Below are 22,991 nucleotides of genomic sequence, written 5' to 3' on the forward strand. Positions count from 1 at the left end.
CGGCCGGTGCGGGTCAGTCGTGCGGCACCGCCACCGCCGTCGCGGCGAGCCCGCGGGCGACCGTCCAGCGGCCGTCGAAGGCGTCGATCCGCCGCCCGGCGACCACCGGCCCCGGCACGAGGAGCCGGGCCCGGAAGCGCCCCGACGCCGCGGCGGGGTCCGCCGCGATCTCGATGTCGGCCTCGGAGAAGTCCAGCCACAATCGCGTGAGGGGGAACCACGCCTTGTAGACGGACTCCTTGGCGCTGAACAGCAGACGGTCCCAGTGGACGTCGGGCCGGGCGGCGGCCAGCTCCGCCAGCCGGCCCCGTTCGCCCGGCAGCGAGACGGCGTCCAGCACGCCCTCGGGCAGCTCCGCGTGCGGTTCGGCGTCGATGCCGAGGGAGGCGAGGTCGTCGGCGCGGACCAGGGCGGCGGCGCTGTAGCCGTCGCAGTGCGTCATGCTGCCGGCGATGCCGTCGGGCCACTGCGGGGCGCCGCGCTCGCCGGGCAGCACCGCCTGCGGCGGCACGCCGAGCTTCGCCATGGCGCGCCGGGCGCACGCGCGCACCGCGGCGAACTCGCGGCGCCGCTTGGCGACGGCCTTGACGATCAGCTCCGCCTCCCGCGGATCTAGGGCGGCCTCCTCGCCCGGGTCGTAGCCGAAGGTCTCCACCGAGACCACCGACGGCGGCAGCAGTTCCTCGATCACCGGTCCGTGACCTCTCCGGGCAGGATGCGGCGCAATTGCCCCGGCGGCTGCGGGCGTTTGCGCCACTCGCGGGGATAGCCGACCGACACCTCTTCGAAGCGGACGCCGTCGTGCCAGGTGGTGCGCGGAATGTGCAGATGGCCGTAGACCATGGTCTCCACGCGGAACCGGCGGTGCCAGTCGGCGGTGAGCCGGGTGCCGCACCACATGGCGAACTCCGGGTACCACAGGATGTCGGTCGGGTGCCGGTCCAGCGGGTAGTGGTTGACCAGGACGGTCGGCAGGTCGGCGGGGATCGCGGCGAGCCGGCGCTCGGTCTCCTCGACGCGGGCGCGGCACCAGGCCTCGCGGCTGGGGTAGGGGTCGGGGTGCAGCAGGTACTCGTCGTTGCAGACGATCCCGGTGGAGTGGGCGTACGCGAGCCCTTCCTCCTTGGTGGCGCAGCCGGCCGGCAGGAAGGAGTAGTCGTACAGCAGGAACAGGGGCGCGACGGCGACCGGGCCGCCGGGACCCTCCCAGACGGGGTAGGGGTCCTCGGGGGTGAGCACGCCGAGTTCGCGGCACATGGCGACCAGGTGCTCGTAGCGGGCGACGCCGCGCAGGGTGACGGCGTCGGAGGGGTGGGTCCACAGCTCGTGGTTGCCGGGCGCCCACACCACGCGGCGGAAGCGGCTCGCGAGGGTCTCCAGCGCCCAGCGGACGGCGGAGACGGTCTCGGCGACGTCGCCGGCCACGAGCAGCCAGTCGTCGTCGGTGACGGGGCGCATCTTCTCGACCAGGTCGCGGTTCTCGGCGTACCCGATGTGCAGGTCGCTGATGGCCAGCAGCTGCCCGGCACCACCGGCCGTCGATGTCACGGTCGCCCCCTTCGACGTTCGACCGACTGTTGATCGATCGGGACCCACGACAGCACATGCGCGCCGCCCGCGGCAAGGGCCCGCCGGGACGGCCGGGGACCGGCAGAGGGGCGGCACGGGGGCGGGACGGGCGAGGACCCGCGGGAGACGGGGTACGGGCGGGGCGTGCGGTGCCAGGGCCACGGGTGGGTGTGCGCGGGAATTCCGTAACACGCGCGTTGCACGCGTCGGGCGCGGGAAGCCGTATGATCGCCCCGACACCACCGCCCCGGACTCCCTTCCACGGGAGCGGTTTGGTGTACCTCCAACCCACCCAGGCCGGGCCGGCCCTGCTCCGCCGTGCCCGCGACCCGTGAAAGGCGGCCTGCATGGTCTCTCGCGTACGCGTCTGGCTCAACCGCACGTACGCGGAGAACGTCTTCTTCATGGATCAGCTGCGGAGAAATCCCAGCGACCGTGCGGTCGAGATCCACGCCACGCACGGCGACCCGGACTCCCCCGTGCTCGCCGCCGCCGACACCGCCGAGCTGGAGCCGGAGGGCCTGTCCCCGGCCGCCTACGTCGAGTACGCGCTGGACCAGTGCGCGCGGCGTGGCATCGATGTCTTCGTGCCGCGGCTGCACCAGGCGGCGATCGTCGCGCACCGCGCGGAGTTCCAGGCGAACGGCACGGCGCTGCTGGCGCCGCCGCCCGAGGCCGTGGCCGTCTTCCACGACAAGGTGATCGCCTACGAGGCCGTGCAGGCGATCGGCGTCCCGGTGCCGCCGTGGTGGCGGGTGCGCGGCGCGGACGAACTGGTCGCCGCCGTCGAGGAGTTGGAGGCGGCCGGGCACAAGGCGTGCTTCAAGCCCGCGTCGGGTGCGGGCGGGGTCGGCTTCCGGGTGATCACCCGCGCGCCCTTCTCCCTGACGCAGCTGAGCGGGTTCCCCTCCCCGTACGTGCCGCTGGACCTGGTGCTGGAGGCGCTGAAGCAGACGGACGAGCCGGTCGACTGGCTGGTGATGCCGCGTCTGGAGCAGCCGGAGGTTTCCGTCGACTGCCTCACCGGCACGGACGACGTCGTCCGGCTGTCCGTGGGCCGGGTGAAGAACGGCCGCCGGCGCGCGTTCACACTGGACGAGCGGTGGCTGGAGCCGGCGCGGAGGATCGCGGAGGGCTTCGGGCTGCACTACCTGTCCAACATCCAGTTCCGGATGTTCGGCGACCGGCCCGTGCTCATGGACGTCAACACGCGCCCGGCCGGCGGGCTGCACCAGCTGTCGCTGTGCGGGATCAACGCCCCGTGGGCGGCGGTGCGGCTGGCGCTCGGCGACGATCCGGGGGTGATGGAGCCGCCGTTCCTGGGACAGGACTACACGGTGGTGTCGGCGGCCAGGCCGCTGGCGCCGGTGTCGCTGCCGCACCACGAGCCGCTGCCCGCGGTGCCCGCACCGGCGCCGGTGGACTCGGTCGGCGCGGTGTCGCTGCCGCTGTAGGTCCGGGCGGCGGCTCCCTGTCGGGGGCGGTGCGGACGCGGGCCGGGGGTGGCCAGGCAGGCGGATCCGCGCGCCCGTCGGGCACGGCAGGCTCGCGCCACAGGGGCAGCCGCCCCCGCTCAGGCCACCGCCACGGGCTCGGACGGCGGGCTCGATCGACGGCCGCGGGATCGTCCGCCGGGTGCGGGATCGTCCGCCGGGTGCGGGCGAGGGCGGCCGGGCGCGCACTTCCCCGCGCCCCGTGCGGGGCACGGCAGGCCGGCGGTCTCCCGGTTCGCTAGTTCTTCGTGGGAGTCGGCCGGCGGAGATAGGCCAGCTCCGGGTGCACGGCCGTGTAGCCGTCGAGGAGCCGGCGGGCGACGGCGACGGAGTCGACGAGCGGGTGCAGCGCGAAGGCCTTCACGGCCGTCTCGCGGGAGCCGCTCCCGGCCGCGGACAGGACCTCCCGCTCGACCGCCTTGACCGCGCACACCAGCCCGGTGGCGTGGCCGGGCAGCGGGTCCACGGCGACGGGGTGCGCGCCGTTGGCGTCGACCAGGCAGGGCACCTCGATCACGGCCTCCGCGTCGAGCACCGACAGGGTGCCCCGGTTGCGCACGTTGAGGATGAGCGTGGTGCGCTCGTCGCGGGCGATGGCCCGCATCAGGGCGAGCGCCACCTTCTCGTACCCGCCCGACAGGTCGTCGGCCTCGCGCTCGCCGGCGCCCGCGGCCTCCCGGTTCTCGGCCATGTAGGTCGCCTCGCGCTCGGCGCGGGTGTGTTCCCAGGCGGCCAGCGCGGACACTCCGGGCCGGACCGCCCGTGCGTAGAAGCCGGCCTGCTGGTCGCGCAGGAACGCGCCGCGGGTCCGCTCGGCCTCCCGGTAGGCGCGTACGGTCTCCCGGTTGAAGTAGTAGTAGTGCAGGTACTCGTTGGGCACCGCGCCCAGGGACCTGATCCACTCGGGGCCGAACAGTCTGCCCTCCTCGAAGGAACCGAGCAGTTCGGGATCGGCGAGCAGGCGGGGCAGTTCGTCGCGGCCGGCGACCCGCAGTCCCCGCACCCAGCCGAGGTGGTTGAGGCCGACGTAGTCGATCCACGCCCGCCGCGGGTCGGCGCCGAGGACGCGGGCGATACGGCGCCCCAGGCCGACCGGCGAGTCGCAGATGCCGATGACGCGGTCACCCAGGTGGCGGGACATCGCCTCGGTGACCATGCCCGCCGGGTTGGTGAAGTTGATGACCCAGGCGTCGGGTGCGAGCCGGGCCACCCGCCGCGCGACGGCGTCGGCGACCGGCACGGTCCGCAGGCCGTAGGCGACGCCGCCCGCGCCGACCGTCTCCTGACCGAGCACACCCTCGGCGAGCGCCACCCGTTCGTCGTGCGCGCGCCCCTCCAGGCCGCCGACGCGGATCGCGGAGAACACGAAGTCCGCGCCGCGCAGGGCCTCGTCGAGGTCGGTGGTCGCGGTGACCTCGGGCGCGTCCGGCACTCCGGCGGCCCGCGCCTGCTCGGCGAGGACGCGGGCGACCGCGGACAGCCGCCCCCGGTCCACGTCGTGCAGGACGACACGGGTGACCCGTCCCTCGGCGCGGTCTGCCAGGAGCGCCCCGTACACGAGCGGGACGCGGAATCCGCCGCCGCCCAGAATCGTCAGCCTCACGCGGCCCATCATGTCACTCCCGTCGGCGGCCACCGGCCGGCCACCGGGGCACCCTCGGGTCTTCGGAGCGGCTTCATCCGACGGCCCGGGGAGCAGGGCATCGTCGGGCGGGTGAGCGACGCGAGAGAGGCCCTGCCGGTGCGGAACGGGGCGGTGCTGTACGGGCACGGGGAGGTCTCGGCGCCGGTGCGGCTGGAGCCGTACCGGCACGAAGGCGTCGTCGTCCGCAACGTCCAGCACTTCCGGGGACTCGACTGGCTGTCGGCCGCATGGGTGCTGTCCCCGGCCGGCGGGCCGGCGGAGGGCGGCGGGCCGGTGCTCACCGCGCCGGTCGGACTGCCCGTGCTGCGCCCCGGCGAGACGGCCCCGCTGCCCGTGCCGTTCGCGGCGCCGGGCGGGGGCGAGGCGTGGCTGACGCTGCGGGTGACGACGGCGCGGGACGAGCCGTGGGCGCCGCGCGGCACGGTGGTGTGCCTACCGCGCACAAGACTGCGGCCGTCGCCCGCCTCCTGTCCTCGGGTCGCCCCGGCTCCGGGGGCCGGCATCGAGGTGGACGCGGACGGGCTGCCGGTGCACCCCCTGCTGACGGCCGCTCCCACACTGTCGCTGCGGCGTAAGGACGGTCCCCTCGTCCCGGTCCGGCGGCGGCTCGTCTCCGTGCGCCGCGCGGGGGCGGCGGTGGGCGTGCTCGCGGAGTACGTCTACGAGGGCGGGCGCAACGGCGGGTTCGCGGTCCGGCACGAGCAGGTGTTCACGCGCGTGGAGGGCGGTCTGCGGGCCGAGGAGTCCGCCGAGTTGCCGGGGGCGGCGTCCGGGGTGACGTGGATGGGCGCCGCCCTCCTGCCGCCCCGCCCGGACGCCCACTCCCCCGCTGTCCTCCCGCCCGGCACCCACCGCTGGGGCTGGGTCCTGCGCCGTCTCTGACGGCCGCCCTCTTCCGGCCGGGTTCGCCACCCGAACTCCCCCTGCCGGTGAGGACTTTCTCGGCCGCACCCCTTGACGGGCGGGGAGGCCGAGAGCACATTGACCGCCAGCACTGCACTGAGAGCGCTCTCAGAAGCCCTGAACCCCGAGCCCTCGGGACCGTGGGAGCGCTCTCTCGCGCCTGCCCGCACCTTCCCCTACGAGACGTACCGCGTACGAGACGTAGCGAGAACTCACCGAGACCTACCAGCCAGCGAGACGTACCGGGAGGCACCCCATGAGCGAAACCTCCGGCACACCCCACAGACGGCGCCGCCCCCTGCGGCGTGCGCTGGTCGCCGTCGTCAGCACGCTGGGACTGGCGGCGGTCGCCGCCACGGCCGTGTCGCCGTCCGCGACCGCCGCCGCGCCGCCGCCCCCGTCCGGCTGGACGCAGATCTTCGTCGACGACTTCAACGGCGCAGCCGGCACCGGCGTGAACACCGCCGACTGGCGTTACGCCACCGGCACGTCGTACCCGGGCGGCCCCGCCAACTGGGGCACCGGCGAGATCGAGACGATGACGTCGAGCACCAGCAACGTCTCCCTCGACGGCGCCGGCAATCTGCGCATCACCCCGCGCCGCGACGCGGCCGGCAAGTGGACCTCGGGCCGCATCGAGACCAACCGCGACGACTTCCAGCCGCCGGCCGGCGGCAAGCTGCGCGTGGAGGCCCGCATCCAGATGCCGAACGTCACGGGCGCCGCCGCCCGCGGCTACTGGCCGGCGTTCTGGATGCTCGGGACGCCGTTCCGCGGCAACTACTGGAACTGGCCCGGCGTCGGCGAGCTGGACATCCTGGAGAACGTCCAGGGCCTCAACACCGTGTGGGCCACGATGCACTGCGGCACCTCGCCCGGCGGTCCCTGCAACGAGACGACCGGCATCGGCGGTTCGACGCCGTGCCCGGGCTCCACGTGCCAGTCGGGCTTCCACACCTACTCCATGGAGTGGGACCGCTCCGCGAGCGTGGAGGAGATCCGCTTCTTCGTCGACGGCCAGAACTACCACACCGTGCGCGAGACCCAGGTCGACGCGACGACCTGGAACAACGCCACGAACCACGGCTTCTTCATCATCCTCAACGTGGCGATGGGCGGCGGCTTCGTGGACGCCTTCGGCGGCGGGCCCGACGCGGCCACCGTGCCCGGCCACCCGATGGTCGTCGACTACGTCCAGGTGCTGTCGTCCGGCGGGGGCGGCACCACCCCGCCGCCGACCGGCAACCGCGACGCGTACAGCGCCATCCAGGCCGAGTCCCACGACGCCCAGTCCGGGACGATGACCGAGGCCACGACGGACACCGGCGGCGGCCAGAACATCGGCGCGCTGGCGAACGGCGACTGGGCGCTCTACAAGGGCGTCAACTTCGGCTCCACGGCGGCCCGGCAGTTCGTGGCGCGCGTCGCGAGCGGCGCCGGCTCCGGCGTCAGCGGCCTGGTCGAGGTCCGCCTGGACAGCCGCTCCAACGCTCCGATCGGCAGTTTCGCGGTCGGGAACACCGGCGGCTGGCAGTCGTGGCGTACCGTGCCGGCGAACATCAGCGGCGTCACCGGCACGCACGACGTGTACCTCACCTTCAGCAGCGGCCAGCCGGCCGACTTCGTGAACGTGAACTGGTTCCACTTCGGGCGCTGACGCCCCGCGACGCCGCCCGCCCTCGCACAGACCGCCCGCCCCGCGCCCCGGCCCGTCGGCCGGGGCGCGGTCGCGTGGGGCGCCGTCAGTGGTGCCAGGCCTGCCCGCCCACGTTGTGGATCATCCGCTGGAGCACCTTCAGCGTGGTCAGGTACTCCTCGTCGGTGATGCCCGTGTGGCGTTCCGCGCGCAGGTCGTCCTGGAGGCGGTCCGCCTTGTCGAAGAAGGCACGGCCCTCGTCCGTGAGCGTGAGACGGCCCTCGGCGTCCTCGGCGGTCCAGCCGCGGGCGGCCGTCTCGTCGATCGCGGCCCGCACGCCGTCCGTGCCGGTGTCCAGGTAGCCCTTCAGCGTCGCGGTCACCTCGGCGCGCGGCTTCGGGCCGCCCGCCCTCGCGACCTGCGCGAGCACCCACCACTGCGGCTGGGTGGCGCCTATGGCGGCGAGAGCGCCCCGGGTGCGGTCCACGACGGCGCGGTATGCGGCCCAGGTCCAGTAGCCGACGGGCTGCCGGACCAGTTCGGCGTCGCTGTGCGAGTACTCCACGGCGGTTCAACTCCGTTCCCGTTGTCTGTGCCGACGCTGCCTGTGCCGACCTGCGCACCGTAAAAGCTCAAGTGAAGTCGAGGTCAAGCCGCCCGGCATGACCGGGACTGTTCCGCGGTACCCGCCGGGGCGCGGGGCGAGGACCGGACCCTCGCCGCCCGGGACGCGGACCAACTGCCGGACCTCGCCGCCCGGGTGCGAGAGCAGGGCCGGACCCGCCGCCCGGCGAAAAGGTCAGACTTTTGGGGTTGAACGCGACGACTGGGCCGAACGGCGTTCGCCGCCGAGGCGCGGGCGGGTCCGGCGTGGTACCGCTTCGTAGGTGATGCACGCCTCATCGCAGCTCAGGGAATCACCGGCGAGTGCGCGTGGTTGATCCGAGCGCCAGAAAGAAGATGATCGCTATGACTTCAGCATCCGAACCCGCGGGAGCACTGAAACGCCTCGCCGACGAAGGCGTGTCGATCTGGCTGGACGACCTGTCGCGCAAGCGGATCTCCTCCGGCGGCCTCGCCGAACTCGTCGCGCACCGGCGGGTGGTGGGCGTCGCCACCGACCCGTCGGTCTTCCGGGGGGCCATCGGCTCCGGCGAGGACTACGAGGAGCAGCTCGCCGAGGCGGCCGTGCGGGGCGTCACCCCCGACGAGGCCGTGCGCATGATCATCACGACCGACGCGCGCGCCGCCGCCGACGTCCTGCGGCCGGTGTACGAGGCGACCGGCGGCCGGGACGGCCGGGTCTGCGTGGCGGTCGATCCCCGGTTCGCCCACGACACGCGGGCGACCGTCGCCGAGGCCCGGCAGCTGGCCTGGCTGGTCGACCGCCCCAACGTGATGATCACCATTGCGGCGACCCGGGCGGGCCTGCCGGCCATCACCGAGGTCGTCGGGGCCGGCATCGGCGTCGACGCCGCGCTGATCTTCTCGCTGGAGCGCCACCGCGAGGTGATGCACGCCTACCTGGCCGGCCTGGAGCGGGCGCAGGCGTCGGGCCTGGACCTCTCGCGGATCCACTCGGTGGCGTCCTTCCCCGTCTCCCGCGTCGACGCCGAGGTCGACAAGCGGCTGACGCTGCTGGGCGCCGAGGAGTCGCCGGCGCTGCGGGGCCGGGCGGCGCTCGCCAACGCCCGGCTCGCCTACGCGGCGTACGAGGAGGTGTTCGCCGGCGAGCGGTGGCTCGCGCTGAGCGGCTCGCGTGCCAACAAGCAGCGCCCGCTGTGGGCCTCGACCGGCGTGAAGGACCCGGCGTACCGGGACACCCGGTACGTGACGGAACTCGTGGCGCCCGGCACGGTCAGCGCCGTGCCGGAGGCCACGCTGCACGCCGTGGCCGACCACGGCGTGGTCCACGGCGACACGGTGAGCGGCGGCTACGCGCAGGCCCGCGCCGATCTCGCGGCGGTGGAGCGGCTGGGGATCTCCTACGACGAGGTGGTGGGACGGTTGGAGGACGAGGGCGTCGCCGCGTTCCGGGCGGCCCGGCAGGACCTGCTGGACGCCGTGACGAAGACGATGAACGGCAAGGGGGTCGACGGGGAATGAGCAAGAAGCGTGTGCAGAAGAAGGCGGCCAAGGAGACCGGGGCAGCCTCGAAGACGAAGGCCACGGACGGGACCGCCACGAAGACGAAGGCCACGGACGAAACCGCCACGAAGACGAAGGCCGCGGACGAAACCGCCACGAGGGCGAAGGCCGCGGTCGTCGCGCCGCCGGCCGGCTGGGACAACCCGTTGCGCGATCTGCGCGACCGGCGGCTGCCGCGCATCGCGGGGCCGTCGGGGCTGGTCATCTTCGGGGTGACCGGCGACCTGTCCCGCAAGAAGCTGATGCCGGCCGTGTACGACCTGGCCAACCGCGGGCTGCTGCCCCCGGGCTTCTCGCTGGTGGGCTTCGCCCGCCGGGACTGGGCGGACCAGGACTTCGCCCAGGTGGTGCACGACGCGGTGCGCGAGCACTCCCGGACGGAGTTCCGCGAGGAGGTCTGGCAGCAGCTCGCGGAGGGGATGCGGTTCATCCCCGGTGACTTCGACGACGACCGGGCGTTCAAGCAGCTGCGCTCGGCCGTGGACGAGTTGGACGCCTCCCGCGGCACCAGCGGCAACTACGCGTTCTACCTCTCCGTGCCGCCGAAGTTCTTCCCGAAGGTCGTGCAGCAGCTGCGCAAGCACGGGCTGGCCGACGCCCCGGAGGGCTCCTGGCGCCGCGCGGTCATCGAGAAGCCGTTCGGGCACGACCTGAAGTCGGCCGAGGAGCTGAACGCGATCGTGCACGAGGTGTTCGAGCCGGACCAGGTGTTCCGGATCGACCACTACCTGGGCAAGGAGACGGTCCAGAACATCCTGGCGCTGCGCTTCGCCAACACGATGTTCGAGCCGATCTGGAACCGGTCGTTCGTGGACCACGTGCAGATCACGATGGCCGAGGACATCGGCATCGGCGGCCGGGCCGGTTACTACGACGGCATCGGCTCCGCGCGCGACGTCATCCAGAACCACCTGCTCCAGCTGCTCGCGCTCACCGCCATGGAGGAACCCGCCGCCTTCGACGCCCCGTCGCTGCTGACGGAGAAGCTGAAGGTGCTCAAGGCGGTCAAGCTGCCCGAGGACCTCGGTCTGCACACGGTGCGCGCGCAGTACGCGGCCGGCTGGCAGGGCGGCGCGAAGGTGCCCGGTTACCTGGAGGAGGAGGGCATCGACCCGGCGTCCACGACGGACACGTACGCCGCGATCCGGCTGAACGTCGACAACCGCCGCTGGGCGGGCGTCCCCTTCTACCTGCGCACCGGCAAGCGGCTCGGCCGGCGCGTGACGGAGATCGCGGTCGTCTTCCAGCGCGCCCCGCACTCCCCCTTCGACTCCACGGCCACCGAGGAGCTGGGCCAGAACGCCATCGTGATCCGGGTCCAGCCGGACGAGGGCATGACGGTCCGGTTCGGGTCCAAGGTGCCTGGCACCTCGATGGAGATCCGGGACGTGACCATGGACTTCGCGTACGGCGAGTCCTTCACGGAGTCCAGCCCGGAGGCGTACGAGCGGCTGATCCTGGACGTGCTGCTGGGCGACGCCAACCTGTTCCCCCGTCACCAGGAGGTGGAAGAGTCCTGGCGGATCCTCGACCCGATCGAGGAGTACTGGGCGGCGCACGGCCGGCCGGCGCAGTACGCGTCGGGCAGCTGGGGCCCCGTGGAAGCCGACGAGATGCTCGCACGAGACGGACGGAGCTGGCGCAGGCCATGAAGATCGACCTGACCGACACCACGGCAAGCAAGATCAACAAGGCGTTGGTGCAGGGTCGCCGCGCCATCGGCACACCCGCCGTGGGCATGGTCCTGACGATGGTGATCGTCACGGACGAGGAGAACGCCTACGACTCGATCAAAGCGGCCGAGCAGGCCTCGCACGAGCACCCCTCGCGCACCCTGGTCGTCATCAAGCGGCACGCCCGCACCCCGCGCGAGCGCACCCACTCCCGGCTGGACGCCGAGGTGCGGGTCGGCTCCGAGGCCGGCACCGGCGAGACGGTCGTCCTGCGGACGTACGGCGAGGTGTCCGGCCACGCCGACTCCGTGGTGCTGCCGCTGCTGCTGCCGGACGCGCCGGTCGTCGTGTGGTGGCCGGTGGACGCCCCCGAGGTGCCGGCGAAGGACCCGCTGGGCGCCCTCGCCCAGCGCCGGATCACCGACATGTACGCCGTCGAGGACCCGCTGGCCGCGCTGGAGGCACGCGCCCGCTCGTACGCGCCCGGCGACACCGATCTGGCCTGGACCCGGCTGACCCCCTGGCGTTCGATGCTGGCCGCCGCCCTCGACCAGGCCAGGGCGCGGATCACCTCGGCGGCCGTGGAGAGCGAGGCGGACAACCCCAGCGCCGAGCTGCTCGCCCGCTGGCTGGAGGCCCGGCTGCACGTGCCCGTGGACCGGGTGGAGACCGCGGGGCCGGTGGTCACCGGCGTCCGGCTGGGCACCGGCGACGGCGAGATCGTCATCGACCGCCCCGAGGGCCCGCTGGCCACGCTCTCCCTGCCGGGGCAGCCGCCGCGCACGCTCGCCCTGAAGGTCCGCCCGACCTCCGCGCTCATCGCCGAGGAGCTGCGACGCCTGGACGCCGACGAGATGTACGCCGTCGCCCTGCGGGGCGAGGCCGCCGAGGAGACCGTCTGACATGGCCGGGACACCCCTGCTCACCCGCCGTCCCCAGTCGACGGCCCTGGAGGACCACCGCGCCCACCGGCGGGCGCGGCTGCGGGACCTGTTCGCGGCGGACCCCCTCGGCGCCGCCTACCGTGAACTGAAGGAAGGGCACTGACATGCAGCTCGGTCTGATCGGTCTCGGCAAGATGGGCGGCAACATGCGCGAGCGCCTGCGCAACGCCGGCCACACCGTCGTCGGATACGACCGCAACCCCGACCTGTCCGACGTCGGCAGCCTCGCGGAACTCGTCGCCGGCCTCGACGCGCCGCGCGCGGTCTGGGTGATGGTCCCGGCCGGCGCCCCCACCCACCAGGTCATCGACCAGCTGGGGAGCCTGCTCAAGCCGGGCGACGTCGTGATCGACGGCGGCAACTCCCGCTGGACGGACGACGAACGGCACGCCAGGGAGCTGGGAGTGCACGGCATCGGCTTCCTGGACGCCGGCGTCTCCGGTGGCGTCTGGGGCCTGAAGAACGGCTACGCCCTGATGGTCGGCGGCGACGAGGAGCACGTGGAGCGGCTGAAGCCGGTCTTCGACGCGCTCAAGCCCGAGGGCCCCTACGGCTTCGTGCACGCGGGCAAGGTCGGGGCCGGGCACTTCTCCAAGATGGTCCACAACGGCATCGAGTACGCCATGATGCAGGCGTACGCCGAGGGCTGGGAACTGCTGGAGAAGGTCGACTCGGTGGAGAACGTCCGCGAGGTGTTCCGCTCCTGGCAGGAGGGCACCGTCATCCGCTCCTGGCTGCTGGACCTCGCGGTCGAGGCCCTCGACGAGGACGAGCACCTGGAGCAGCTGCGCGGTTATGCGCAGGACTCCGGCGAGGGCCGCTGGACGGTGGAGGCGGCGATCGACAACGCCGTGCCGCTGCCCGCGATCACGGCCTCTCTGTTCGCCCGGTTCGCCTCGCGGCAGGACGACTCCCCGCAGATGAAGATGATCGCCGCGCTGCGCAACCAGTTCGGCGGGCACGCGGTGGAGTCGGCGAAGAAGTAACGCACCGTCGGGGCGCGCCCGTCACACCCGGGACGACGCTCGGCCCGCCAAGGGCCTTGCGTCGGGCCCGGGTTGACACCCGCGGTCCGGGCGGGTCAGAGTCGCCGCGATGGTGATCAACGATCTGACGCCGGCCGAACTGCGGGTGTGGCGGGCCTTCCCGCGAGGCGGGCGCGTCGACTTCGGCGCACCCGGCGACGACCCCGCGCGGGGCGGCGACTGGGGGCCCGAACGGACCGTGCGCGCCACGGTGTTGCGGGCCCTGTTGCTCACCGCGCCGCAGGAGGAGGGCGAGATAGCCGCCCTGAAGGTGGCGGGCGCGCGCGTCACCGGCACGCTCGACCTGCGGCACGGCAGCACCGATCACGCCATCCGGCTCAGCGACTGCCACTTCGAAGAGGCGCCCCTGCTGTACGGCGCCCGGATGCGCCAGCTGAATCTGCGCGGCTCCGTCCTCCCCGGCCTGGACGCCGCGACCCTGCGCGTGGAGGGCGTACTGCGGACCAGCGGGAGCCGGTTCGACGGCCTGGTGCGGCTGGGCGGGGCGCAGATCTCCGGGGCACTGTTCATGGACGGCGCGCGCATCACCGCCCCCGACCCCGACGGGGCGGCCCTCCTGCTCAACCATGTGGAGATCGGTGACGGTCTGGTCGCACCGGGTCTGCGGGTGAACGGCGAGACCCGCCTGGACGGCGCCCATGTCGGCGGTTCCGTGGACCTCGGCGAGGCGGTGCTGAGCAACCCCGGCCGCAGCGCGCTGTCCGGCGAGACCCTGGTCGTCGACGGCGACGTCCTGCTGCGCAGGCTGAGCGCGACCGGCAAGATCGGCCTGCGGGGCGCCCGCGTCGCGGGGCGGCTCGATCTGTCGTACGCCCGGCTGTCCAACCCCGGCGACACCGTGCTGCGCGCGAGCAGCAGCACCCTGGGCGAGCTGTGGCTGCGCGGCGGCCCGCCGGTGGAGGGCGCCGTCAATCTGCGCCGGGCCACCGTCGAGGTGCTGTTCCTCGATCCGGACAAGGTCCCCGGCGATGTGCTGCTCAACAGCCTCCAGTACACCTCCCTCACCCCGCACGAGCCCGCCGGGCGCCGGCTGCCCATGCTGGGACGCGACGGCGACGGGTACGTCCCGCACGCCTACGAGCAGTTGACGGCGGCGTACCGGCGCGTGGGCGACGACCGGGCCGCCCGGCTGGTCCAGCTCGCCAAGCACCGCAGGCACCGCTCGACGCTCCCCTGGTACGGCCGGCTGTGGGGCCACGTCCAGGACGCCGCCGTGGGTTACGGCTTCCGTCCGATGCGGGCCTTCGGCTGGCTGCTGTCGCTGCTCGCGGCCGGCTCGCTCGCGTTCGCCGTGCGCGCTCCTCGCCCGCTGAAACCGGCCGAGGCGCCGGATTTCCAGCCGGTGTTCTACACGCTGGACCTGCTGCTGCCGGTGATCTCCTTCGGCCAGGAGTCGGCGTTCGCCCCCAGGGGCTGGTCCCAGGCGCTGGCGTACGTCCTGGTGCTGGCCGGCTGGATCCTGGCGACGACGGTCGTCGCGGGCGTGACGCGGACGGTGAGCCGCCAGTGAGTCCTGGTGAGGTGGCCGTGCCGCCGGTCGGCGTGGTCCTCGCGCGAGCGGCACGATCGCGGGGCCGGCGTTCCCGGGGCCGGGCGGGGACGGTCCTGTCGGATACGTCACGGCCGCTCGCCGGGCGGTTTCCGTGTTCCGCGGGCGTACTCCTGGGCCACGATGAGACTGACGGGGCACGGGCGGAACAGGCCCGACCGCCCTCGACGGACGAAGCGGAGGAGTGACGAGCGATGGCACGGCTGCGGCAAGAGGTCGACCCGGGCGACGTGGGGCTGGATCGGAGCGCACTGGACCGTCTCGACCGGCACTTCGCCCGCCATGTGGAGGAGGGCCGCATCCCCGGCTTCCTGGTGTCCGTCGCGCGCGAGGGCCGCGTCGCCCATCTGACGGCGCACGGCCACCGCGACATCGCGGCCGGGCTGCCCGTCGAGCCGGACACGCTGTGGCGGATCTACTCGATGACCAAGCCGGTCACGTCGGTGGCCGCGCTGACGCTGATGGAGGAGGGCCGGCTGTCGCTGGACGACCCGGTCGCCCGCCATCTGCCCGTGTTCGCCGACGCCCGCGTGTACACGGGCGGCTCGGGCGAGGACACCACCACCCGCCCGGCCGCCGAGCCGATCAGGATCCGGCATCTGCTGACCCACACCGCGGGCCTGACGTTCGCGTTCTACCACTCCCACCCGGTCGACGCCCTCTACCGGGACGCCGGTCTCGAGTCGTCCGTGCCGCCGGGCGCGGACCTCGCCGAGACGATCGACGTGTACGCCGGCCTGCCGCTCCAGTTCGAGCCCGGGACGGAGTGGAACTACTCCGTCGCCACCAACGTCCTCGGCCGGGTCATCGAGGTGGTGTCCGGCAAACCGCTCGACGTCTTCCTCGCCGAGCGGATCTTCCGCCCGCTCGGCATGCCGGACGCCGGGTTCTGCGTCACCGACGAACAGGCAGGGCGGCTCGCCGAGTTGTACGGCGAGAAGGAGAACGGCGGCGGCCTGGAGCCGATCCCGGGTCTGCCGCTGCGCGGCCGGCCGCGGTTCCTGTCCGGCAGCGGCGGCATGGTGGCGAGCGCCTACGACGTGCACCGCTTCACGGAGTTGCTGCGCCGCCGCGGCGAACTCGACGGCGTCCGCCTGCTCGCGCCGCAGACCGTGGATGCGATGACCGCCAACCAACTCCCCGGCGGCGCCGACCTGCGCGCCTTCGGCAGCCGTCCCGCACACGACGAGTCCGGCAACGACGGCGTCGGCTTCGGCCTCGGCGTCTCCGTGGTGATCGATCCGTCCCGCACCAAGGCGCCCGCCGGGCTGGGCACCTACGGCTGGAGCGGCGTGGCGACCACGACGTTCTGGGTGGACCCCGGCCGCGACCTGACCGTGCAGTTCTACACCCAGCTCCGGCCGCGGACCTCGCACACGTTCTTCTCCGACCTCAAGCGGCTGGTGCACGAGGCGGTCACCGACTGAGCCCGGGCTCGGGGTCGGGGCCGGAGCCGGGGTCGGGGCCCGGATCCGGGCACGGTGGTCAGGAGGGGCGCGCGGCGGCCATCGCCGGGTCGCGGTGCGGGACATGGCGGTCCAGGTGCGGCAGGTGGTGGTCCAGCCGCTCCCGTCTGGTCCGCAGATAGGTGATGCTGCTCTCGGGGGCGGCGGCGGCCTGGCGGAGGGCGGCGTCGAGTTCCGGCCGGTCCGTCGCGGTGACGCCCTCCCGCAGGGCCTGAGTCGCGGGGCCGGCGTGGGTGAGGCAGTGGTGGGTCAGGGTCGCGGCGTGGACGGTGGCGGTCCGGGCCGCCTCGTCGCCGTGGGTGAGGGCGGCGAGCGCGGCCGCCTGGGCGATGCCGCCCGGGCCGGTCGCCGCGACCGGGAGGGTGCGGGTGAGGGCGTGGCAGCCCCGGCTGGGGGTGGCCATGGGCTCCTCGCCCCACTCGATCCGGGACAGGGCCGCCACCGTCGCCGGTGCGCTGCCGCGCCGCCGCGCCAGGGCGGGGACGCCCGCGAGCCAGCCGTCCGGCCAGGCCGAGTTGCCGGGGAAACCCCAGCGGCGGGCCATCCGCTCCGGCTCGATGCCCTGGAGGAACGCCCAGCGGCAGTACGCGTGCAGGAGCACGCCGGGCGCGTGGCAGATGCCCTTGTGATGGCCGCGCACCTGCGCGCGGATGATGCCCTCGGCGGTGAAGCAGGCCAGTTGCGTGCTCACGCCGGCCGGCAGCGGACCAGCGGACGGCGGCCTGCCCCGAGCGCCGCCCAGCGTCTCCCCGAGCGCCAGGCCGAGCATCATCCCGCGCACTCGGGACTGCCTGCCGAGGAACTCCCGCTGGCGATCCCTCTCTTGGGGCGAGGGGGGCAAGGCCGCCGTCCTGTCCGTCGTTCCCGTGGCGTCGTCCGTCCGGCTCAGCCGTCCGCCGGCTGAGCCCGCTTGAGCAGCGCCGGCAGGGCCTCCGGCTTCACCTTCTGCACCGTCCGCACCTGGCCGAGGCCCAGTTCGGCGCGGCCGACCGGGTCGCGGTACAGCGCCCGCGTCGGCTCGGCCAGCAGCACCGCACCGACCAAGTACTCGCCGGGCGCCTCGGGGTCCTCCCACGGCTCCTCGTCCACCTCGGCCACGGCGGCGACGGCCGGCTCGGGGTGGGTGAAGTAGAACCAGAGCCGGTCGCCCACCCCCATCCGGTTCCGGCGTGCGAGCCACAGCTCCAAGTGGGGGTCCTCCTGCGCCAGTTGGAGCATCGTCTCCTTGTCGGACGGCTCCCCGTCCAAGGTGTCCTTGTTCGGGTTGAGGACATATATCCAGTCCGTCACGGCTTTCCCCTCGGTCAGGACACTCGGCCCGCGGAAACACACAGCTCAGCGCTTCATGGTGCCAGGGTTCGGGAGCGTTCGCGTACATTTTTCGGTGACGGGTTCCGAAGGAGGGCTCGCCGCCCCGCAGGGCCCCCGCACCGCGCGGCGCCCTGGCCGCCTCCCCGGCCGCCGGCCCTTCGGGTGCGATGCCGGGCGCGGGCCGCGGAGGGCACGAATCCGCTCGTCCGGCTGCGCCGTGCCGCTCGGTGCGGCGGACACCGCACCCCGTTGCAGTGACCCGACCCCCGCACCTCCCCGTGCCTCTCCGCACCCCTTTCCGTGGTCACCACGGAAGCCGTCCGCTCCGCGGCCGATGAGGGTGGCGCCGGGTGGTGTGTAATGACGCGCGCGGGCGCACAGGGAGTGCGTCAGGGGGGAGCTTGGTGGAAGGGCTGAAGTCGAGCGATCCGCGGCAGGTGGGGCGGTACCGGATCGCCGGACTGCTGGGCGCCGGCGGCATGGTCACCGCCGCCGTTCTGGGCAGCTGCGCCGCCGTGCTGGCCGCGCTGCGCCGCTCGTCGTGGACGTCCGTACCGCGCGGGATCCGGCGGTTGCACCTGCTGACCGCCACGCTCGCAGTCGGGCTGTTCGCCTTCTGGGCGGGCGTGATGCTGCACGACAGGGGTGATCTCTCCTTCCTGGAGGCGGGGTCGTGGATCTTCACGGCGGGCTGCGCCGCGCTGATCCACAGCACCGTCCGGCTGTGGCGTCCCGGTGCGTCCACTCGCGCTCTCCTGCAGCGCTGAACGAGCGGAACCGGCCCCGGGACGGGGCCGGTTCCGCTCGCCGGCCGCCCCCGCCCCGCCCCGGTGACTGCGGACGATTTCCGGGCAGCCGCGGCCGTGCACCGGTCGTGCGTCCGTCCATGCGACGGGCCGCCGTGAGGTCCTCGGGGCGGTCGCCCGCCAGGTGGACGGTGGGGAGACCGCCCTTCCCTTCTTGGCAGGCTTCTTACGGCGGCCACCTCCACTTCGGCCCAGGCGGCCGAGGCTGGGGCCGGACGATGCCGGCGCCGGCGAAGAACCGCTTGTTGCAGGAGCGGGCGCAGGCCATCGAGTACAGGGAAGCGGCGGCCGGTTGCTGGTCGCCCCGGAAGCCGTCATCCCTTAATTTAGGACATGACTTAACTCGCTCGCCGGTCAGCCGTCAAGTCGTCGGGCCGCTTTCGCGGAAGTCCGCGGCAAGTGCGTCCAACCCCTTGACGGACAGGTTTCGGCGGATGAAGCATTCCGCGACAAGAGAGCGCTCCCAAGTCCCCGACCTGTTCACTTCCTGAACCAGGAGAGCCGCGCATGCCCCCCGTTCCCCCCGTGCCCCGCAGGGCCGTCCTCGGCGCCGTCGCCGCCGCGCCGGTGCTGGCCGGGCTGCCGTCCGCGCCCGCGTCGGCCGCCCCCGCCGCCGCCCCCGCGGCGTCCGCCGTACCGGCCCGCAAGCGCCCGCGTCCCCTGCGCGGCGGCGGCGACCTGGGCCCCAACGTCCTGGTTTTCGACCCCTCCACGCCCGGCATCCAGGCCAAGCTGGACGAGGTCTTCCAGCAGCAGGAGTCGGCCCAGTTCGGCAACGGCCGCTACGCGCTGCTGTTCAAGCCCGGCGCGTACCACGGGCTCAACGCCCAGATCGGCTTCTACACCTCCATCGCGGGCCTCGGCCTGTCCCCCGACGACACCGTCATCAACGGCGACGTGACGGTCGACGCCGGCTGGTTCGGCGGCAACGCCACGCAGAACTTCTGGCGTTCGGCGGAGAACCTCGCCCTCGTGCCGGTGAACGGCACCAACCGGTGGGCGGTCTCCCAGGCGGCCCCGTTCCGCCGGATGCACGTACGCGGCAACCTCAACCTCGCGCCCAGCGGCTATGGCTGGTCCAGCGGCGGCTACCTCGCCGACTGCCGTATCGACGGCCAGGTCCAGCCGTACTCGCAGCAGCAGTGGTACACCCGCGACAGTGTGATCGGCGGCTGGCTCAACGGCGTGTGGAACATGGTGTTCTCGGGCGTCGAGGGCGCCCCGGCCCAGGGCTTCCCGAACCCGCCGTACACCACGCTGGAGACCACCCCGGTCTCGCGCGAGAAGCCGTTCCTCCACCTCGACGGCGACCACTACCGCGTCTTCCTGCCCGAGAAGCGCACCGACTCCCGCGGGGTGACCTGGGGCAACGGCACCCCGCGGGGCACTTCCCTGCCGCTCACCCGCTTCTACGTCGCCCAGCCGGGCGTGAGCGCCGCCACGTTGAACCGGGCGCTGGAGCAGGGCCTCAACCTGCTGCTCACGCCGGGGATCTACCACGTGGACGAGCCGATCCGCGTGAACCGCCCCAACACGGTCGTGCTCGGCCTCGGTTACGCCACGATCATCCCGGACGGCGGGGTCACCGCGCTGCGGGTCGCCGACGTCGACGGCGTCCGCCTGGCCGGGTTCCTGGTCGACGCGGGAACGGTCAACTCCGAGACGCTGGTCGAGGTCGGGCCGCGCGGCTCGCGCCGGGACCACTCCGCCAACCCCATCACCGTCCAGGACGTCTTCATCCGCATCGGCGGCGCGGGCCCCGGCAAGGCCACCACCAGCCTGGTCGTCAACAGTCGGCACACCATCGTCGACCACACCTGGATCTGGCGCGCCGACCACGGCGACGGCGTCGGCTGGGAGACCAACCGCGCGGACTACGGCGTCGTGGTCAACGGCGACGACGTCCTCGCCACCGGCCTGTTCGTGGAGCACTTCAACAAGTACGACGTGCAGTGGTTCGGCGAGCGCGGGCGCACGATCTTCTTCCAGAACGAGAAGGCGTACGACGCCCCGAACCAGGCCGCCATCCAGAACGGCGAGCTCCGGGGCTACGCCGCCTACCGGGTCGGCGACGACGTCACCGTCCACGAGGGCTGGGGCCTGGGCAGCTACTGCTACTACAACGTGGACCCGACCATCGTGCAGCACCACGGTTTCGCCGCGCCCGAGCGGCCGGGCGTGCGCTTCCACGACCTGCTGGTCGTCTCGCTCGGCGGCAACGGGCAGTACGCGCACGTCATCAACGACCTCGGCGCGCCCACGTCCGGAACGTCGACGGTGCCGTCCACGATCGTGTCGTACCCGTAGCGGCAGACGGGAAGGGCACGAGAACGACACGGGGAGGACACCCCACGAGGACCGGTGCCCATCTCGCGCCGGGGCGGCCCCGCGAACGGTCAGGGGGGCCGCCCGTGGGCACCAGGGCCTGTCCGGTGGTCACGCCGAACCGCCGGACAGGCCCGACCACGCGCCTACGCCGTCACCGACGCCGGCGTCGGCGCGTAGCCGGTGGGGCGGGCCGTGAAGGCGCCGCGGCCCTGCGTGCGGCTGCGCAACCGGGTGGCGTAGCCGAACAGTTCGGCCAGCGGCACGGTCGCGGTGACGACCGCCGCGCCCGCCCGCGTCACCGACCCGGTGACCCGGCCGCGCCGGGCCGCGAGGTCGCCGAGCACCGCGCCCACCGCGTCCTCGGGCACGGTGACCGTGACCTCGACGACCGGCTCCAGCAGCGGCAGCGGCGACTGGTGCAGTTCGCGGGCGGTGTCGGTGCGTTCGTACTCGACCTTCGGCGGCACGGTCGGGTACACCGTGCGCCGCAGCAGTCCGTCGCGCTCGAGGTTGCGCAGCGTGAGCGTGAGCATGCGCCGGCACGCCCTCGATCGACCGCTCCAGCTCGGTGAACCGCACCGGACCGCGCGCCGCGGCGACGATGATCAGGATGCTCCACTTGCCGGCCACCCGGTCCAGCACCTCGCGGGCGGGGCAGGCCTCGATCACGATGTCGTCGACGGCGTCGCGCACGCCCGCGTCACGGGTCGTCTCCTGCGGCATGGCGGCCTCCTCCGGGAGGCAACGCAAAATGGCGGCCGGGATTCTTCCCGACCACCATTTCGGTGAGTGTCCGAGGGGGGACTTGAACCCCCACGCCCGATAAAGGGCACTAGCACCTCAAGCTAGCGCGTCTGCCATTCCGCCACCCGGACGAGGTGTCCGCCGCCTTGCGCGGGGTCCTCCCCGCGGCGACAGGGACAACAATACCAAGCTTTGGGAGTGGCCTTCACCTGCGTTTCCGCCGCCCGGGCGGGTGCGCCGGGCGGCGGGAACGGGGGCGCCGACCGGGTCACCCGGGGTGATCCGGTCATTACCTCGCGAGGTCAGCGGCGCAGGCGCGAGAGGTTGTCGTAGCCGGTCTTCGCGTACCGCAGGGACTGTCCCGCGTCCGTCGCGCTGGGCGCGTTGTCCTGCTCGACCATCGGGTTGTGGTAGTTGCGGTGGCCGACGCGGGAGAAGAACGCCGTGTAGTCGATGTCGCCGGTGCCGAACGGCACCATGTCGTAGCCGAGGCCGCTCGCCGGGTTCACGGCGCCGTCCTTGGCGTGGAACAGCGGGTAGCGGGCGTGGTGGCGGGCGACGAGCCCGGCCGGGTCGAAGATTCGTTCCTGCTGGGAGCCGTCGTGGGCGGTGTAGGCGCGGAACTTGTACTGGGCCACGTGCGCCCAGAAGACGTCCATCTCCAGCCAGACGGCCTTCGGGTCGGTGATGCCGAGGAAGTACTCCAGCCTGCGGACGCCCGAGCTGCGGGTGGGCCGGCCCCGGTCGTCCAGCGGGCCGCCGTCGAGCAGGAAGTCGTAGGCGGCGTCGTGGTTGTGGGTGTACAGCTTGACGCCCTCGCGGCGGGCGATGGCGCCCAGGGCGTTCCACTTGTCCGCCGCCACGTCCCAGTCGGCACGGTGGGAGCCGCCGGTGGGGTCGCCGCCGGTGCCCATGTGGTCCATGCCGAGGATGTTGGCGATCTCCAGGTGCTTCTTGAAGGTGTCCAGGTCCGCGCCGGTCAGCGGCCAGGACGGCGGGATGAAGCCGTGGTTGCCGCGGGCGCGCAGACCGTACTCGTCCAGCCAGCGGCGCAGCAGTTTCGCGCCCTCGACGGACTCGAGGCTTGCGCCGCCGGGCGCGTTGGCGTGCTGGCCGTAGCCGGCGAACTCGATCTGGCGGTAGCCGAAGCGGGCGAGCTGCCGGAACACGTCGCGGAAGCCGGAGGGCAGGTCGGTGGCGAGCGGGTCGCGGCCGATCGCGTCGCGGACGGTGTAGAGGATGATGCCGCGCCGGTCGGCGGGGACGAGGGCGCCGCCGTGGCCGTGGGCGCCGTGCCCGGTCGTGTCCCGGGCGTGGGCGGGCACGGCCCCGAAGACGGGGGCGGCGATGGCCGCGGCGGAGACGGCGGTGCAGGTGCTGAGGAAGCGGCGGCGGTCGACGCCGAGGGCACGACGCAGGGCGTCGCCGGGTCCGGATTCGTCGTTGAACGCGGTCACGGTGTCTCGCTTTCGGTTCGCTGTGGGCGCTGCCGGAGCCACCGGCACTGCCGGTGCGGGGGCGGCTCGCGGGGCGTTGTCAGTGGTGCGTGTTTCACTGTCCGTAGTCGCCGGGGACGTCCCGTCGTCCGAGGCCGGCGAGTTCGAGGAGGAGGGACTTGACCTCGGTGGCCGCGACGCGGTCGCCGAGGGGGTGGGGGGTGGAGCAGATGAGGAGTGGGCCTTCGTCGTCGTTTGCGGGGAGGCGGCCGTGGCTGCCGCGGACGGGTGTGG

At 73.3% G+C, this 22,991-nt stretch carries 19 protein-coding genes, 1 tRNA gene and 2 pseudogenes; 12 read left to right on the top strand and 10 right to left on the bottom strand.

Annotated elements, in window-relative coordinates:
• Window positions 1–13: 13 nt before the first annotated feature.
• Window positions 14–691 (bottom strand): 4'-phosphopantetheinyl transferase superfamily protein, encoded by a 678-nt coding sequence (locus ABZY13_RS24505; RefSeq protein WP_356634211.1) that lies wholly within the window; start codon window positions 689–691, stop codon window positions 14–16.
• On the bottom strand, window positions 688–1,548 hold the full coding sequence (locus ABZY13_RS24510) for a metallophosphoesterase (protein WP_356634213.1): 861 nt from the start codon (window positions 1,546–1,548) through the stop codon (window positions 688–690). Before ABZY13_RS24510 ends, ABZY13_RS24505 begins: the two co-directional genes overlap by 4 nt.
• 368 nt (window positions 1,549–1,916) lie before the next feature.
• Here ABZY13_RS24510 and ABZY13_RS24515 point away from each other — a divergent pair, with 368 nt between their 5' ends.
• Complete coding sequence (locus tag ABZY13_RS24515) at window positions 1,917–3,023, top strand: ATP-grasp domain-containing protein (protein WP_356634215.1); 1,107 nt, start codon at window positions 1,917–1,919, stop codon at window positions 3,021–3,023.
• Between the two features lie 277 nt (window positions 3,024–3,300).
• On the opposite strand, the gene ABZY13_RS24520 is transcribed toward ABZY13_RS24515, so the two are convergent.
• Window positions 3,301–4,665: a 6-phospho-beta-glucosidase gene (locus tag ABZY13_RS24520; protein WP_356634217.1), complete on the bottom strand. Its 1,365-nt coding sequence runs from the start codon at window positions 4,663–4,665 to the stop codon at window positions 3,301–3,303.
• A 111-nt stretch (window positions 4,666–4,776) separates the two neighbouring features.
• On the opposite strand from ABZY13_RS24520, the gene ABZY13_RS24525 reads away from it, so the two are divergent.
• Window positions 4,777–5,589 carry a DUF4981 domain-containing protein gene (locus ABZY13_RS24525; RefSeq protein WP_356634219.1) on the top strand — a complete coding sequence of 271 codons (813 nt, stop codon included), beginning with the start codon at window positions 4,777–4,779 and terminating at the stop codon, window positions 5,587–5,589.
• A gap of 277 nt (window positions 5,590–5,866) precedes the next feature.
• Window positions 5,867–7,267, top strand: a complete 1,401-nt coding sequence (locus tag ABZY13_RS24530; protein WP_356634221.1) for a glycoside hydrolase family 16 protein — start codon at window positions 5,867–5,869, stop codon at window positions 7,265–7,267.
• Window positions 7,268–7,352: 85 nt separating this feature from the next.
• Here ABZY13_RS24530 and ABZY13_RS24535 read toward each other — a convergent pair whose 3' ends face one another.
• Window positions 7,353–7,811 (bottom strand): MarR family winged helix-turn-helix transcriptional regulator, encoded by a 459-nt coding sequence (locus ABZY13_RS24535; protein WP_356634223.1) that lies wholly within the window; start codon window positions 7,809–7,811, stop codon window positions 7,353–7,355.
• Window positions 7,812–8,206: 395 nt separating this feature from the next.
• Between ABZY13_RS24535 and tal the strand changes: the two genes are divergently transcribed.
• The 7 genes from tal to ABZY13_RS24570 all read left to right on the top strand — a co-directional run bounded on the left by tal (window position 8,207) and on the right by ABZY13_RS24570 (window position 16,033).
• The gene (gene tal / locus ABZY13_RS24540; RefSeq protein ID WP_356634225.1) at window positions 8,207–9,352 is read left to right on the top strand and encodes a transaldolase; all 1,146 of its coding nucleotides are present in this window, start codon (window positions 8,207–8,209) and stop codon (window positions 9,350–9,352) included.
• Window positions 9,349–11,046 (top strand): glucose-6-phosphate dehydrogenase, encoded by a 1,698-nt coding sequence (gene zwf, locus ABZY13_RS24545; RefSeq protein ID WP_356634227.1) that lies wholly within the window; start codon window positions 9,349–9,351, stop codon window positions 11,044–11,046. The genes tal and zwf overlap by 4 nt, the downstream gene beginning before the upstream one ends.
• On the top strand, window positions 11,043–11,969 hold the full coding sequence (gene opcA / locus ABZY13_RS24550) for a glucose-6-phosphate dehydrogenase assembly protein OpcA (RefSeq protein WP_356634229.1): 927 nt from the start codon (window positions 11,043–11,045) through the stop codon (window positions 11,967–11,969). Before zwf ends, opcA begins: the two co-directional genes overlap by 4 nt.
• A gap of 1 nt (window position 11,970) precedes the next feature.
• Window positions 11,971–12,114 (top strand): hypothetical protein, encoded by a 144-nt coding sequence (locus tag ABZY13_RS24555; protein ID WP_356634259.1) that lies wholly within the window; start codon window positions 11,971–11,973, stop codon window positions 12,112–12,114.
• Window position 12,115: 1 nt separating this feature from the next.
• A complete protein-coding gene (gene gnd / locus ABZY13_RS24560) occupies window positions 12,116–12,997 on the top strand; it encodes a phosphogluconate dehydrogenase (NAD(+)-dependent, decarboxylating) (RefSeq protein ID WP_356634231.1) in 882 nt (293 codons plus the stop codon).
• 109 nt (window positions 12,998–13,106) lie between these two features.
• A complete protein-coding gene (locus ABZY13_RS24565; protein ID WP_356634233.1) occupies window positions 13,107–14,567 on the top strand; it encodes a membrane-associated oxidoreductase in 1,461 nt (486 codons plus the stop codon).
• 233 nt (window positions 14,568–14,800) lie between these two features.
• Entirely contained in the window at window positions 14,801–16,033 is a 1,233-nt protein-coding gene (locus ABZY13_RS24570; RefSeq protein WP_356634235.1) for a serine hydrolase domain-containing protein, read from the top strand.
• 58 nt (window positions 16,034–16,091) lie between these two features.
• Here ABZY13_RS24570 and ABZY13_RS24575 read toward each other — a convergent pair whose 3' ends face one another.
• Together ABZY13_RS24575 and ABZY13_RS24580 are read right to left on the bottom strand one after the other, a co-directional pair.
• Window positions 16,092–16,763, bottom strand: a complete 672-nt coding sequence (locus tag ABZY13_RS24575; RefSeq protein WP_356634237.1) for an ADP-ribosylglycohydrolase family protein — start codon at window positions 16,761–16,763, stop codon at window positions 16,092–16,094.
• A gap of 194 nt (window positions 16,764–16,957) precedes the next feature.
• Window positions 16,958–17,362, bottom strand: coding sequence for a hypothetical protein (locus tag ABZY13_RS24580; RefSeq protein WP_356634239.1), 405 nt, complete (start codon window positions 17,360–17,362; stop codon window positions 16,958–16,960).
• 422 nt (window positions 17,363–17,784) lie between these two features.
• On the opposite strand from ABZY13_RS24580, the gene ABZY13_RS24585 reads away from it, so the two are divergent.
• Window positions 17,785–18,150 (top strand): hypothetical protein, encoded by a 366-nt coding sequence (locus tag ABZY13_RS24585; RefSeq protein WP_356634241.1) that lies wholly within the window; start codon window positions 17,785–17,787, stop codon window positions 18,148–18,150.
• A gap of 546 nt (window positions 18,151–18,696) precedes the next feature.
• Window positions 18,697–20,496, top strand: a complete 1,800-nt coding sequence (locus ABZY13_RS24590; RefSeq protein ID WP_356634243.1) for a coagulation factor 5/8 type domain-containing protein — start codon at window positions 18,697–18,699, stop codon at window positions 20,494–20,496.
• 164 nt (window positions 20,497–20,660) lie between these two features.
• Here ABZY13_RS24590 and fusA read toward each other — a convergent pair.
• The 4 genes and pseudogenes from fusA to ABZY13_RS24610 all read right to left on the bottom strand — a co-directional run.
• A pseudogene (fusA, locus tag ABZY13_RS24595) lies at window positions 20,661–20,918 on the bottom strand (elongation factor G); the annotation flags it as partial.
• Window positions 20,919–20,927: 9 nt separating this feature from the next.
• Window positions 20,928–21,240, bottom strand: a pseudogene (locus tag ABZY13_RS24600) (helix-turn-helix domain-containing protein); the annotation flags it as partial.
• Window positions 21,241–21,307: 67 nt separating this feature from the next.
• Window positions 21,308–21,392: transfer RNA gene (locus tag ABZY13_RS24605), tRNA-Leu, on the bottom strand.
• 171 nt (window positions 21,393–21,563) lie between these two features.
• Window positions 21,564–22,718, bottom strand: coding sequence for a sugar phosphate isomerase/epimerase family protein (locus ABZY13_RS24610; protein WP_356634245.1), 1,155 nt, complete (start codon window positions 22,716–22,718; stop codon window positions 21,564–21,566).
• Between the last annotated feature and the right edge of the window lie 273 nt (window positions 22,719–22,991).

Source organism: Streptomyces sp. NPDC006610, assembly GCF_040611575.1.
Lineage (GTDB): Bacteria > Actinomycetota > Actinomycetes > Streptomycetales > Streptomycetaceae > Streptomyces.